Genomic DNA, 13737 nt, shown 5'->3' on the forward strand with positions numbered 1-13737 from the left:
CATTGTGATATGTTACTGACATCTTCATAAATTATAGATTAATCTATACTCTGAAACTGAGCCTTGTTTTATCCTGAATTAACTTTTTATAGAGCTTGAATTTTGCTTTTTCCAACTCTTCATCAGTATATGCAAACTCTTTTTTAATTATCCCTTGAGCAATCCCTGCCGTATCCATTGCAAAAAGTTTCAGCTCTTTTTTTGTCAGTTTTGCTTTGAGCGCCGCATAAAGTTCTTTGTCATCTTCTATCAGATCTACAGTATCAAGTCTACAAAACTCTGCAAGTTTTTCTCTAAAACTGTTGTCATTATGATATTGTCTCCACACTGTACTCTCTAGCATTGTATTTCCTTTAATATTTGTGTTAAATCTTTTGTTTGTATTATTATATTTGCTTCACGTTTTAAAATGTCTCTTGCACAAAAAGCAATCCGAGTCCCTGCATGGGCAAACATTGAAAGATCATTTGCGCCGTCACCGCAAACCAATGTCTCTTCTTCGTTGATACCCAAAATATTTTGAAGTCTTACCAACATATCGCCTTTTGAGAAGTTAAACATCATATCGCCGCCCACAAGTCCGGTAAGCTTTCCGTTCTTTACATGTAAAGCATTGGAAAAATCAGCATCATATCCTAAAATATCTTTTGCATAGGAAGTCGCCGTTCTAAAACCGCCGCTGAAACAGACAACTTTCATGCCTCTGTTTTTCAATTCTGCTATGGTCTCACGTGCTCCTGGCATATAAGGCAGATTATGTGCTATTTTTTCAACAACTGCATAATCCAGCCCTTTTAGCAGCCCTACTCTTTGCTGTAAAGATTCAAAAAAATCAAGTCTTCCGCTCATGGCCTCTTCTGTGATGCGGGCGACCTCTTCGCCTATTCCCAATTCATCCGCAAAAAAATCAATTGTTTCACCGTCCATTAATGTAGAATCAAAGTCAAATACTGCAAGTTTTAGCATAAATTTTCTCTCTTTTGTATATAATATCGCAATTATAGCGAATTAGGATTTTTTTTGTTTGACACACTGATACATAAATTAAAAAACGACAGATATATTACTCTTGAAACTACACCCGGGCATTCGGCAACTTTTACACCGACGATAGACAAAATAGAAACACTCGGGCTTGCAGATTTAGTCGATGGATTTTCCACCACAGACAATCCTTTGGCAAAACTCAAGTACAATGCTCTTTTTGCCGCCAAACTGCTCCAAGAGAGATTTCACAAGCCTGTTATTGCAACGATGAGTATGCGCGACAGAAACAAAATTGCCCTGCAGTCTGATTTGCTCGGGGCAAACGAAGTTGACATCAGAGCCATCCTGGCACTCACGGGAGACCCTGCCACCATCTCTGACCAACCCAATACAAAAGGTGTTTTTGAAGGTGACAGCTCTTTGCTTCTGGACATCATTGCCGCTTTAAACTCCGGTATGGATTATGCAGCAAAACCTTTTAATGTTGCACCAAAACAGATACACCCCTTTGCAGTTGTCAACTCCTATGCAAAAAACCCAAAAACACTCCAAAAAAAGATGCAAAAGAAAATTAAACATGGAGCAGTAGGTATCATAACACAGCCGGTATATGATGTTGAAAATGCAAAACAGCTTTTGGAACTCAAAGAAAAAGCAAACAAAGAGTGTTGCCGTGAAAATAAAAACGCAGAACTTATTTTAGGAGTTTTTCCTATCACGAAGCTGCGCACTGCACAGTTTTTGTCATCCCATGTACCGGGAATCAACGTCCCTCCCTGCTGGATAGACAAACTCCGAGAGGCAAATACAAAAGGTGCAGAGGAGGAGTATAAAGTGGGATTTGAGCTTAGTAAAAAACTCTTTGAAGAGCTTAAGCAGCTCCATCCTAAGATTCACCTGATGACAGCGAACCAGTTTCAAATAGCCAAAGACATATTAGTATAAGGAATAAAATGATTGATTTAAAACTATTGCAAAAAGATTTTGACGGTATAAGCAAAAAACTGATGCGCAAAGGCGTTGATGCAAAGCTTTTGGAAAAAGTGAAAATAAAATTTGAAGAACTCAAAGAGGCAAAATCCCACTTTGAAACCCTTCAGGCTGCGCAAAATGCTATGAGCAAAGAGTTCGGTGTATACAAACGTGAAGGCAAAGATGTCTCAGAGCTGAAGAAAAAAGTCGATGAAAATAAAATCCGTATTGCTGATGCTTTGGAAGTGCAACGCCTTCGTCAAGAAGAACTCGAAGCGCTTGCAATGGCTATACCCAATATACCTGATGATGATGTGCCAGACGGTGAAGATGAAGATGACAATGTCGAAATCAAAAAAGTGCTCACACCAAGGGAATTTTCATTTACCCCAAAAGAGCACTGGGAACTGGCAGAACAAAACGGCTGGATAGACTTTGAACGCGGTGTCAAACTGGCAACTTCGCGCTTTTCTGTCAGCTTTGGCATGGGTGCAAGACTGGAACGCGCACTTATAAACTTTATGCTTGACTTTAACCGTGAACGCGGATTTGAAGAGGTCAGCGTTCCTGCACTTGTCAACAGAAAAGCCCTTGAAGGAACAGGACAGCTTCCAAAATTTGAAGATGACTTATACAAAGTAGAGGATCCTGAGCTTTTCCTCATTCCTACAGCCGAGGTTCCTCTTACAAATCTCTATCAGGATGAGATACTCACAACAGAGGAACTGCCAAAAACAATGACTGCCTATACTTCATGTTTTCGAAAAGAAGCCGGAGCTGCAGGACGGGACACAAGAGGCATGATACGCCAGCATCAGTTTCATAAAGTAGAACTTGTAAGCATTTCTACACCGGGTGAAAGCGATATAATTTTTGAGAATATGGTCACATGTGCCTCTGATTTACTCACTGCTTTGGAATTACCGCACAGACTGGTAACTCTGTGTACAGGAGATTTGGGTTTTTCCGCGGCTAAAACAATCGATCTTGAAGTATGGCTGCCCGGACAAAACAAATACCGTGAAATTTCTTCTGTAAGCAATACAAGAGACTTTCAGGCAAGACGTGCCAAAATCCGTTTTAAAAACGGGAAAAAGAATGAACTCGTACATACCCTCAACGGTTCTTCTCTTGCCGTTGGCCGCACACTTGTAGCCATTATGGAAAACTTTCAAAATGAAGACGGAAGCATAAATATTCCTGAAGTTTTGCATCCTTATCTAGGGATGTAAATACTTTACAAAAAAGAATTGTTCACATTCCTTGCATTTAAATTTTTTTTAAGATATACTTCCAACAAGAAAAGATGATTCTAGTTACATCTTTAGATTGCTTTATATTGATAACTTCTTTGTTTCCAGTACATTCACCTAAAAGAAAAACTTTATATTAGATTTTTATCATCAAAGAAATTTGGTGTACTCAAACAAACAAGGATTTACAATGGCAACATTACAAAATGGAACAGTTAAATGGTTCAACAGCGACAAAGGTTTCGGATTTATCGAAGTAGAAGATGGCGGCAAAGATGTATTTGTACATTATCGTCAAATTAATGACAACGGACACTCTCGTGTTTCACTTGACGAAGGTCAAAAAGTAACTTTTGAAGTCGGTCAGGGTGACAAAGGTCCACAAGCAGAAAACGTTACAGGTCTGTAACATCTTCACAGCGGGCAGTTTATCAAAACTGTCTGCTCTTTTTAACATCCACTTTAGACTCAAATATCGCGGAATAGAGCAGTTCGGTAGCTCGTCGGGCTCATAACCCGAAGGTCGCAAGTTCAAATCTTGCTTCCGCAACCAAATCACAAAAATTACAACACTTATGTAGCCAGTTAATTTTACCAAGGATACGCAGTAGTGAATATAGAAATCATAACAGCAAGAAATGAACATTTACAAGAAAATACCATCTTACATGCTATAGCATCCCTTGGATATACTGCTGAAGTTCATGAATGCCACACCATACAAGACCTACACCAGACAGTACAAAGAAAACCTCACTTGGCTATCCTTACTCTTAACAATATTGTCACTGAAGACGGAGAAAAAATTTGGCTCTGTGAATTTTTCAAAAAACACAATATCAACTTTACCGGTTCAGATAAAAAAGCTTTGCTCTTTGATGCAGATACAGAACTGGCAAAATCCTATCTTAAAGAAAAAGGTATCAGTACATCAAGATATTTTATTGCCGATGCAGAAAAATATTTGCGTGATTACGACATACCTATTAATTATCCCCTGGTTGTTAAACCTGCCCGTTCCCTGCAATGTCAAGAAGAAAACAAATGTTTTACTGTCAATAGTTTCAGCGAATTTGAAAAAAGCGTTTCTTCTCTTTCTAATAAATATAATGTTCCTGTTTTGATTGAAGAGTATCTCGATGGAGAAGACTATCTTGTATCCATCATAAAAACAAAAGAAGATGCTATGCTGATCTCCTCTGCAAAGGTTTTACGATCAAACAACGGAAATAAAAAAATTCTGGAAAATATTGAAGACCAAACAATCAAAGAGAGTGTTGAAAATCTTGCAATAGATGCCTATATTGATCTTGGTATCAGAGATTTTGGGCAAATCAGTATAAGAACAAACCAAAGCGGTCAGTGTTTTTTTATGCGGACAAATCTCAATCCTGATATTACTGACAAAAACAGCTCCTTTATTGAAACTTTTGCAGCAGGACTTAACCTTGATTATGATGCAATCATTAAGCATATTCTGCAGGAGTGCAGTAAAAGAGATTAATTAAGAACTGCAATTATATTAAAATTATTTATATATATTAAGTTTCTTTGCAATAAGATAGTAGCATATCCTTTAAGGAGGACGCTATGAAAAAAAGACTCTCAAAATATTTCAACATTTATGTCATCATTGCTTTAATTGGCGGATTTTCCTTTTTATATCTTGTATCTTTTGCCTTTGTTCTCAATGATGTAACAACAGGATCAAGTTTACAAATGAAAAAAGCAAAAATAGAAAAACAAAGACAAATTTGTCTCAAAGATCCAACACAATGCTAAAAGAGGCGAAAGAGTTTTATTTACTCTTTCGTGTTTGAATAACGCATCACAAATATAAAAAGACTCAGTACTGCAACCATGATACCTACCCCTGCTATCAGATAAAATGTATGCATCAAATCAGGTAGTTACTGCTATAATACTCCTTAAATATAAGATATAATGATATTGTTTGAGAGATCAGAGCATTGGTACTTTTTTTGCTTATTCAATACAAAAGATGCAATATTTAACAGGGTAGTCAATGGCTGATGCACAAGAAGAGATAATAATCATAGAAGACAGTGATGCAGTATTGCATTCGCATGAGCAAACTGACGAAGTTCTTGATGAAAATGATGAAGAATCCAAACAGAAAAAAATCATTCTTTTTGGAGGAATTGCTGTTATTGTTGTGTTGCTTATTACTGTTACTGCACTTTTGCTGATAAAAAAATCCTCTACAAAAAAAGTTGACAATTTCAGTCTCCTGGAAAACAAGCTTAAAGAAGCAAAAGCTCCCGTTATAGAACAGAGTAAACTTGAAAATATGATTGCCAAAGCAAATTATCTCTATGCAACAGGCGCAAAAGAAAAAGCTCTGACTCTGTATGAAAATATTGCCTACTATTCGCAGGCCATCTCACAATACAATCTTGGTGTTGCCCAAATGAAAAACAAGCAGTATGCACTGGCGTTGAAAACATTTCAAAATGCGATACTCAATGATGAGAAAAGATGTGTAAGCGCTATAAATGCGGCAGTATGTTCATTACATGTAAAGGATCAATCCAGTTTTAAATACTACATCGACCTGGCTTATGCCTATTTGCCATATGAGATCAATTCGCCTTTGTACTCATATTACTATACCCTTATAAGCTATTATAACAAAAACTATCTTGGTGCTTTAAATGCTCTCAAAAATACAGATCATCCTGCATATCCGGTTATACAAAATCATTTAAGCGCGAAAATCAATGCTTTGTATAACAATAACTATGATGCAATTGATGCTTTGGAAAAAATAAATGAAGAGGTAGATGATTTCAGCCTGGCTCTGCTGTATGCGCGGATAGGTGACTTTAATCTTGCAATTGACCATCTCAACACTGCTATCACAAAAAACAATCAGCCCCTCAGGGCAAAATTGGCACGCAGTTACATAAACCTTAAAGCAGGACATACAAAAAAAGCGGCATCACAACTCAAAAAAGTTACAGATGAATATCCGCAAAAAATTTATAAGATTTATCCTGTAAGTGTCAAACTCAAAGATGCTTTATTTGACCCCCAAAAAGCCCAAACCCTCTACAGGAAAAAAATTCAGAATTCAAAATTTCTTAATTTTCAGAAAATATTTTATTTTTCACCCTATAAAATTTTTAATGCAAATCAGACAATCAGCTACATTAGAAAAGGAAATGCAAATATATATATTGACAATATCCAATCTGCCCAGCAATACCTGAAAAAAAGCTATTCTGCATCAAATGTTGATATAGGCATAACAAAAGCCATTAAAAAGGCTCTTTCTTTAAAAATTCGAGAGGCAAACCAGGACTTGCAGCAACTTGTTAAAATACAGCCCAAACACTCTATTTTACACTATAATTTAGCCTTGACCTATGCACAAATGGGAGATATGCTCCAGGCAAACAAACACTTTTTACGTTCCTATCACTTAGATGCCAAAAACTATCTTTCCGGTGTTTATGCTGTCATGACCAGCAAACTTATAAATAAAGATTACACAAAACTGGAATCTATTTTGAAAGATTCCCTCTCCGGCGAAAACAGCAGTGAAGAGATTGACTTGTACAATACTCTTTTACATATCAACGACAATGACTATCTCTCAGCAATTGAATGGCTTGACAAAGACTACAAACAAAGACCTTTGTATCTTATGCTCAAGGTACTTATTGGAATGAAAACAAAAAATTTGGACAGAGCAAAATCTGCTGCATCCAAACTCACAGTCATGTTTCCTCATGATATCCTGCCGCATATGATCTATATAGATACACATTTTACCGGGTATACCATACCAAAATACGCAGAAGAGGTCTTGAAATACTTAAACACTCAGCAATTCACCTATACTGATTTATATTACGGCCCTTTCATTACAAGATACACATATATACAGGAACATTTAATCACCGGAAGGCTCTACTACCTACAAGAGCAGCTAAAGTATGTTTTACAGACAAAAGATACTGATATACAGGACATAGAAAGCGCTTTGGCTTTGACACTCCTGTATAATAAAAACTTTGAAGAAGCCTATACCCATTACAATCATTTAATTGACGAGTTAAAAGTACAGGATGCTTATACACTCTATTTGGGAGCTGTTGCATCAACTGCGGCCAAACATCATGCCAATGCAATAGCATTGCTTGAGTTATCAAAAATGAAAAATGAAAATTTTTATGAAGCCAGATATGCACTCGCCCTTTTGTATATGGAGATCAAGAACAATGAAGGAGCAGCCATTCAACTGCAAAAAATAGATGATGACAGCTTCGAATCAGAATATTTTGAATTTAATATTGATACAGACAAACTCTTGTTTATGAAAGAGCATCCCAATGGATAATAAACTGCTTTCTAAGTAAAATAACCGATTAGAGAGTGAACTGCCTGGACTTCATTGTTTACTTTAGTGTCCAGTCTGAAATTCTTTGGAAGATACAGTTCGGTAACGCTGTTCGTTGCAAACCCGTATCTTGTCCCTTTGTGCAAGGTTTCTCTGACTGGGATTTCTATAGCAATCGGCGCAAAACTCTGCTTGAGTCTATGGAGAACTTTTATTTTATTGTTATGGGTATCTACAAACAAAAGTTCTGCACGTTCATTTAAATCATAAAAGAGCTTTGATTTTTTTGATGTTCTTGCCCCCCTTGTGGTTTTGACATTCTCAAGACGTCCGCTTAAAGGGATCCGCAATATACCGACATTTCTGTAATCTGATTCTATAACTATTCTGTAGGCATACTCACCGCTTTCAAGTGTATCTATAGATTTTACAGTGCCGTCAACAGGAGAGACTACGGCTTTGTCATCCAAAAAAGTATTCTCTCTTTCCGGATTTCTGAAACTGTACATAAAAAACAGTGCAAGAACAAAAGCAGAAAATGAAAAAAACTCTAAATCCAAAAGCCCAAATACCAGGGCGGCAAACAAGGCATAAAGAATATATTTATACCCGTTTTTGCTTATAATAAAAAGGTTATTTTTCATCACTTTTTCCGTCACTGTTCTCGGTGTCTGTCATGGTGGCATCTGCTTTTAGCTCTTCTTCAATACTCTCGCTGTTTTCTACAACTTTAGACTCTATGCCATTTTCTTTTTCAAAATTTATAATAATTTCTCTGACTTCGTCTCCTGTAATATTCTCTTTTTTATAAAGCAGTGCAACCATTGCTTCAATCGCCCCACTGTACTCTTTTAAGCGGTTGACAACGGCTTTATAGTGCTCATCCAATGACTTTTTGATGTATTCATCCATCTCCTCTGCCATTCTTTCACTGTACTCACGTGTCGCCTGTTGCGGACCGCCCAAAAATGACTGACGGGATTTTTCAAGCACCATAAGTCCTGCAATATCACTCATCCCGTATGTCTGAACCATTGATTTTATAATGTCTGTGGCACGTTCCAAATCATTTCCCGCACCTGTAGAAATTTCACCGATAAATACTTCTTCGGCAGCACGCCCGCCAAGCAGAGTATCTACTTCTGCCCACAGTTCATGCATCTGCATCATATATTTGTTTTCTTCAGGCTTGTTCAGTGTATAACCAAGTGCTGCCAAACCACGAGGCACTATAGAGACTTTGGAAACTTTTTTTGCTCCGTCTGTTGTCTCTGCCATCAAAGCATGTCCGCTTTCATGGTAAGCAACAATTTTTTTCTCTTTAGGATTGATACGGCGAGATTTTTTAGCAAGTCCTGCCAAGGCACGCTCAACCGCTTCATACATATCTTTTTGTTTCACTGTTTTTTGACTTTTTCTTCCCGCAAGCAGTGCTGCTTCATTGACTATATTTGCCAGGTCTGCTCCCGCGAGTCCCGCTGTCAAACGGGCCAACTCTTCTAAATCCACATCTTTGTCTATTTTGACATTCTTTACATGTACTTTCAAAATTTTGACACGCCCTTCAAAATCCGGTTTGTCAACAAGGACCTGTCTGTCAAAACGTCCGGGACGCAACAGTGCCTGATCTAAAATTTCCGGTCTGTTGGTTGCAGCTAAAATTATGACAGGCGTATCTGTTCCAAAACCGTCCATCTCTGCCAAAAGCTGATTGAGTGTCTGTTCCCGTTCATCATTTCCGCCCATAACGCCGCCGGCTGCACGGCTTTTACCGATAGCATCTATTTCATCTATAAATATAATACTCGGCGCATCTTTTTTAGCCTGTTCAAACAGATCTCTTACACGCGCAGCACCTACACCGACAAACATCTCTATAAAACTCGAACCGCTGACTGAGAAAAAAGGGACTTCCGCTTCTCCGGCAACAGCCTTTGCAAGCAGTGTTTTACCGGTTCCGGGACTTCCGACCAGCAAAACACCTTTTGGAATTTTTGCACCGATTTCCACATAACGACCGGGATATTTTAAGAAATCTACAATCTCCTGCACCTCTTCTTTCGCTTCTTCCACACCGGCTACATCATCAAACTTTGTATCCGGTTTTTCCGAATTAATCAGCTTTTTGGAATTTCCCATTCCAAGCAGTCCCCCACCCATACTTTTTTGCATACGGCCGGCAAAAAACATCCAGATGGCAATGATAATCAAAAATGGGAACAGCCAGCCAAACATCTCGGTAAACCAGTTTGTTTCACTGAAGCCTGTATAGTCGATTTTTTCTTTGTCCAAAAGCTTTATAAGTTCATTGTCCCCTTTGACAACTCTTGTTGTGTAGATTTTTGAACCGTCTGTTGATATGGCCCTGATATATGTCTGGCCTATTTCAACTTTTTTTACTGCTTTGGATTTCACAAGCGCTTTAAACTCTGAATAGTCAACCGGCTTAATTCTTGTTGTTGATGTTCCCATCACAGAACTGTTGCCGGCACCTTCTCCAACCATTACTTTAAACAACAAAATTACTACTACTGAAAATATTGCAAATGTTATCAGTGGATTTTGATTAAAAAAGTTGTTATTGTTGTTTTTGTTTTCGTTATCTGCCATTTTTATTTTTTCTCTCTTTTTAAAACTAATGTAACCCATTCGTCCTGGGCTATTCTTTGTGTTATTTTACAGTCTTTATAAGCATTGAGAACTTTTTCTTCATACTTATTCAGTATACCTGATAAAATCAAGATTCCGTCCTCTGCCATTGCTTTTTTCAGATCATTTGCAATAAAAGTCAACACATCTGCAACTATGTTTGCCACGACTATAGTGTACTTTTCATCCAAATTTGAAGCAGAACCTTCCCATATGGAGTGAAACTCCAAATTATTCAATTTTGCATTTTTTATAGAATTTTCGACCGATACAGGGTCCGTGTCACAAGCATCCACGACAGCTCCAAGCTTCATAGCTGCAATGCCCAGTATACCGCTGCCGCAGCCTACATCCAAAACTCTGTCATTCTTTTTCACATGTTGAGAAATTGCGCGCAAAGAAGAAGCAGTTGTCGGATGATGCCCTGTACCAAAAGCAAGCGCCGGATCTATTACTATGTTTATCAGGTTTGGATGATTGTCATTCCATGTAGGATGGATGTAAAATTTATCTATAACAAGGGGTTCTATACTGTTTTTATAAGATTCTACCCAGTCATTGTTTTGGAGTTTTTTTTGTGTACACTCTACGTCTACAGATTTGCCGAGTGCTTTTTGTAAGGCCTCTGCAAACTGCTCAATCCCCCACATTATAGTGTCGAGTTCTTCTTCACTTCTTATAATGAATCCGTTGTCTGTCTCTTCAAACCCGATCGGTAAAGTATCTGCCAAAAAATCTGCAAAGAGTTCATGATGTGAAGAGACTTTCACTACTAATTCGTAGTAATGCTCTTGCATTACTCAGATACACCCATCACGGCAGCAAGTTTTTCTTTTAAAACCTGAGGCGTAAACGGTTTTACAATATAATTGTTTACTCCGGCTTTAAGTGCTGTAATAACCTCTGCTTTTCCACCTTCAGTCGTAACCATAATGATAGGTGTATCTTTAAAGCGCTCATCCGCACGAACTTTTTTGACAAGCTCAAGCCCGTTCATCTCAGGCATATTCCAGTCTGTGATCAGCATATCAATATCAGGATTTGCGTCCATTTGCGCCCAGCCTTCAACACCGTCTGCACCTTCAAGTACATCTTTATAACCAAGTCGAGCCAATGTATTTTTTATAATACGGCGCATTGTAGAACTATCATCAACAACAAGTAATTTCAATTGAAATCCTTTACATAATATTTTGCATAATTTATATCTAATAATAGCAAAATTCTGTTTGTTTTGCTATTAATTTACCAATTTAAACATTTTGGCTAAATCCAACCTGCCCTCATAATAAGCTTTTCCTATGATAACACCATCCACTTCACCCGTGGCTATCAAAGCTTTTATATCATCTTCATCTTTCACACCGCCGCTTGCAATTGTGCTTATTTTACCGGCTCTTGCGATATCAAGCGTAAAATCTACATTGACGCCGCTGAGTGTACCGTCTTTGCCGACATCTGTGCATATTATCGCCTCTACACCGGCATTTGCAAACTCTTTTGCCAGATCAGTCGCACGCATGGTACTGACTTCGTCCCAGCCTTCGACTGCCACATATCCGTCTATGGCATCTATGCCTACTGCGATGGGATATTTTGCCGCCATATCTCTTACAAACTGAGGATCTTTTACCGCAATAGAACCTAAAATAATCCTGTCAATTCCGATATCCAACATCTTTTGAATCGTTGCTTCATCACGAATACCACCGCCAAGTTCAAGTTTTACATCTGAGTTTTGACGAATTTTGATGATTTGTTCAAGGTTTTTAGGCTCTCCCGCAAATGCACCGTTTAAATCAACCAGATGCACCCACTCCGCACCCATTTCTTCAAATTTTTTCACTAATTCATAAGGCTCGTTTGAGTAGATTTTCGCACTCTCCATCAAACCTTTTGTCAAACGGACTGCTTTGCCGTCTTTTAAATCTATTGCCGGATATAATGTCATATTTCTCTCTTCCTTTTCTCTTACAGTTGTATAAAATTTTCTAAAATTTTCAAACCGTTTTTATGGCTTTTTTCAGGATGGGGCTGTATTCCCATTATATTACCGTGAGCAACGGCAGAAGTAAATTTATAGCCATAATATGTTTCTCCGATAATGTCATTGGCATCTTTACATGCAACATGGTATGTATGTACAAAATACAGATAATGCTCATCATCCAGTCCTGCAAACAGAGGATGCTCTTTTGTAAACATTCTGTTCCAGCCCATATGCGGAACCTTCAAAGGTTCATTGAATTTTTTCGTATCAAACTTTACAACACTGCCTTTTATAAGCCCGAGCCCTTCATGTTTGCCAAACTCTTCGGAATTTTCAAACAAAAGCTGCATTCCGAGACAAATTCCAAGCATCGGTTTGTCACTCTTTGCAAATTCCTTTATGGACTCTACCATATTCCGTTCATGCAAATGCTGCATCGCATCACCAAAAGCACCGACACCGGGCAATATCAGCTTGTCATACTCTTTAAATTTATCAGGATTACTCTCAACTACTGTCTCTTGTCCAAGCTTGGCAAACGCATTTTTCACACTTGCCAAATTTCCCATGTTATAATCAATTATTGCTATCATTATTCATCTATCTTTAATTTTGTAAATTTGATATATATTGCCAAAGAGACTATCAGTATACCTACACCCGCAATAATATACATAGAATAGATCAGCTTGTTTGGATCTGTAATTGCAAACTTGAATACAAGCATTAATGCTTCAATGGAAAGTGCAATAATGATAGAACCCAAAAAGCGGACCATCGTTTTGTGCGGGCCTGCTATGTCATGTTCTTTATAGCGTCCTAATATCTCCTCTTCAATAAGGGTTTTGGAAAGATCAAAAATTGCCAAAGAGAGTGTAAGCAAAATTGTTGCTTCAAAAACATCTTTAATCTGAAAATGACCTATTGAAATTCCATATTCAAAAAAACTCTCTATCCCTTTTACGAAAAGCAAAAGTGCTATAGCCACCAAAGCAAATGCAAAAGCACCATAAGTCCACTTGAAAAATTCTCCAAAGAATATATCCATTTTATTGAGATGTGCAATTTTCAACACTTCTTCAAGCGGCATATCAATACATGCCACATACCTGAGCGAACCGTTTTCATCAAATATAGGCGCTGATGCCGTTACAGTCAAATCACCTGTAATGAGTGACGGATATGGATCGGTAATCGTACATCTGCCTTCTCTGACTGCACGATAGTAGTATGCACGGTCAGCACGAATCTTTCCTATATCATCATCTATCCGATCATCTTTTGTAAAAGTCGGACTTACCTGTACACCCTTGTGGTCAAGAAGATACACTCCCTCACAGTTTTCAAGATCTGCTTTTATTTTAAGCAGTCTCGGCATAATCATATCTTCACTTAAAGAAGGAAGTCTATTGGGAATATTCTTTGAAAAAAGGTAACAAAAATATGCTCTGGCTTTTGTTCTGCCTTCGGCAAAATGTTGAATATCTATAGGAACCATACAAGTCACTCCTTCTTAATTT

Annotated in this window: 15 protein-coding genes and 1 tRNA gene; 7 read left to right on the forward strand and 9 right to left on the reverse strand. The window is 37.9% G+C overall.

Annotated elements, in window-relative coordinates; translation table 11 throughout:
- Positions 1-43 precede the first annotated feature (43 nt).
- Positions 44-343, reverse strand: coding sequence for a hypothetical protein (locus tag MLC44_RS10710; RefSeq protein ID WP_151899738.1), 300 nt, complete (start codon positions 341-343; stop codon positions 44-46).
- The gene (gene serB, locus MLC44_RS10715) at positions 337-993 is read right to left on the reverse strand and encodes a phosphoserine phosphatase SerB (protein WP_346389924.1); all 657 of its coding nucleotides are present in this window, start codon (positions 991-993) and stop codon (positions 337-339) included. Before serB ends, MLC44_RS10710 begins: the two co-directional genes overlap by 7 nt.
- A gap of 27 nt (positions 994-1020) precedes the next feature.
- On the opposite strand from serB, the gene MLC44_RS10720 reads away from it, so the two are divergent.
- From MLC44_RS10720 to MLC44_RS10750, 7 genes are all read left to right on the forward strand, one after another.
- Complete coding sequence (locus tag MLC44_RS10720; protein ID WP_346389848.1) at positions 1021-1932, forward strand: methylenetetrahydrofolate reductase; 912 nt, start codon at positions 1021-1023, stop codon at positions 1930-1932.
- A gap of 8 nt (positions 1933-1940) precedes the next feature.
- Positions 1941-3191 carry a serine--tRNA ligase gene (gene serS / locus MLC44_RS10725; protein WP_151899735.1) on the forward strand — a complete coding sequence of 417 codons (1251 nt, stop codon included), beginning with the start codon at positions 1941-1943 and terminating at the stop codon, positions 3189-3191.
- A gap of 211 nt (positions 3192-3402) precedes the next feature.
- Positions 3403-3621, forward strand: a complete 219-nt coding sequence (locus MLC44_RS10730; RefSeq protein ID WP_151901482.1) for a cold-shock protein — start codon at positions 3403-3405, stop codon at positions 3619-3621.
- 67 nt (positions 3622-3688) lie between these two features.
- Positions 3689-3765 (forward strand) — tRNA-Met (locus MLC44_RS10735).
- Positions 3766-3822: 57 nt separating this feature from the next.
- Positions 3823-4716, forward strand: a complete 894-nt coding sequence (locus MLC44_RS10740; RefSeq protein WP_434657293.1) for a hypothetical protein — start codon at positions 3823-3825, stop codon at positions 4714-4716.
- Between the two features lie 86 nt (positions 4717-4802).
- Complete coding sequence (locus MLC44_RS10745) at positions 4803-4994, forward strand: hypothetical protein (protein ID WP_434657295.1); 192 nt, start codon at positions 4803-4805, stop codon at positions 4992-4994.
- Between the two features lie 244 nt (positions 4995-5238).
- Positions 5239-7578 (forward strand): tetratricopeptide repeat protein, encoded by a 2340-nt coding sequence (locus MLC44_RS10750; RefSeq protein ID WP_434657298.1) that lies wholly within the window; start codon positions 5239-5241, stop codon positions 7576-7578.
- 11 nt (positions 7579-7589) lie between these two features.
- Here MLC44_RS10750 and MLC44_RS10755 read toward each other — a convergent pair whose 3' ends face one another.
- The 7 genes from MLC44_RS10755 to MLC44_RS10785 all read right to left on the reverse strand — a co-directional run bounded on the left by MLC44_RS10755 (position 7590) and on the right by MLC44_RS10785 (position 13715).
- A complete protein-coding gene (locus MLC44_RS10755) occupies positions 7590-8222 on the reverse strand; it encodes a phosphatidylserine decarboxylase (RefSeq protein ID WP_418640638.1) in 633 nt (210 codons plus the stop codon).
- Positions 8212-10188 carry an ATP-dependent zinc metalloprotease FtsH gene (ftsH, locus tag MLC44_RS10760; RefSeq protein ID WP_346389844.1) on the reverse strand — a complete coding sequence of 659 codons (1977 nt, stop codon included), beginning with the start codon at positions 10186-10188 and terminating at the stop codon, positions 8212-8214. Before ftsH ends, MLC44_RS10755 begins: the two co-directional genes overlap by 11 nt.
- A 2-nt stretch (positions 10189-10190) precedes the next feature.
- Positions 10191-11024, reverse strand: a complete 834-nt coding sequence (locus tag MLC44_RS10765; protein ID WP_151899729.1) for a 50S ribosomal protein L11 methyltransferase — start codon at positions 11022-11024, stop codon at positions 10191-10193.
- On the reverse strand, positions 11024-11398 hold the full coding sequence (locus MLC44_RS10770) for a chemotaxis response regulator CheY (protein WP_151899728.1): 375 nt from the start codon (positions 11396-11398) through the stop codon (positions 11024-11026). Before MLC44_RS10770 ends, MLC44_RS10765 begins: the two co-directional genes overlap by 1 nt.
- A gap of 69 nt (positions 11399-11467) precedes the next feature.
- Complete coding sequence (gene hisA / locus MLC44_RS10775) at positions 11468-12178, reverse strand: 1-(5-phosphoribosyl)-5-[(5-phosphoribosylamino)methylideneamino]imidazole-4-carboxamide isomerase (protein ID WP_434657302.1); 711 nt, start codon at positions 12176-12178, stop codon at positions 11468-11470.
- Between the two features lie 20 nt (positions 12179-12198).
- Positions 12199-12810 carry an imidazole glycerol phosphate synthase subunit HisH gene (gene hisH / locus MLC44_RS10780; RefSeq protein ID WP_151899726.1) on the reverse strand — a complete coding sequence of 204 codons (612 nt, stop codon included), beginning with the start codon at positions 12808-12810 and terminating at the stop codon, positions 12199-12201.
- Entirely contained in the window at positions 12810-13715 is a 906-nt protein-coding gene (locus MLC44_RS10785; RefSeq protein ID WP_151899725.1) for a PDC sensor domain-containing protein, read from the reverse strand. The genes hisH and MLC44_RS10785 overlap by 1 nt, the downstream gene beginning before the upstream one ends.
- Positions 13716-13737: the final 22 nt, after the last annotated feature.

The organism is Sulfurimonas sp. NW9 (assembly GCF_051132275.1).
GTDB classification, from domain to species: domain Bacteria; phylum Campylobacterota; class Campylobacteria; order Campylobacterales; family Sulfurimonadaceae; genus Sulfurimonas; species Sulfurimonas hydrogeniphila.

Excerpts from the sequence above, each read along its gene's own strand:
- MLC44_RS10710 (WP_151899738.1), bottom strand. The coding sequence starts at position 343 with ATGCTAGAGAGTACAGTGTGGAGACAATATCATAATGACAACAGTTTT.
- serS (WP_151899735.1), top strand. The coding sequence starts at position 1,941 with ATGATTGATTTAAAACTATTGCAAAAAGATTTTGACGGTATAAGCAAA.
- MLC44_RS10730 (WP_151901482.1), top strand. The coding sequence starts at position 3,403 with ATGGCAACATTACAAAATGGAACAGTTAAATGGTTCAACAGCGACAAA.
- MLC44_RS10745 (WP_434657295.1), top strand. The coding sequence starts at position 4,803 with ATGAAAAAAAGACTCTCAAAATATTTCAACATTTATGTCATCATTGCT.
- MLC44_RS10750 (WP_434657298.1), top strand. The coding sequence starts at position 5,239 with ATGGCTGATGCACAAGAAGAGATAATAATCATAGAAGACAGTGATGCA.
- MLC44_RS10755 (WP_418640638.1), bottom strand. The coding sequence starts at position 8,222 with ATGAAAAATAACCTTTTTATTATAAGCAAAAACGGGTATAAATATATT.
- ftsH (WP_346389844.1), bottom strand. The coding sequence starts at position 10,188 with ATGGCAGATAACGAAAACAAAAACAACAATAACAACTTTTTTAATCAA.
- MLC44_RS10765 (WP_151899729.1), bottom strand. The coding sequence starts at position 11,024 with ATGCAAGAGCATTACTACGAATTAGTAGTGAAAGTCTCTTCACATCAT.
- hisA (WP_434657302.1), bottom strand. The coding sequence starts at position 12,178 with ATGACATTATATCCGGCAATAGATTTAAAAGACGGCAAAGCAGTCCGT.
- hisH (WP_151899726.1), bottom strand. The coding sequence starts at position 12,810 with ATGATAGCAATAATTGATTATAACATGGGAAATTTGGCAAGTGTGAAA.
- MLC44_RS10785 (WP_151899725.1), bottom strand. The coding sequence starts at position 13,715 with ATGGTTCCTATAGATATTCAACATTTTGCCGAAGGCAGAACAAAAGCC.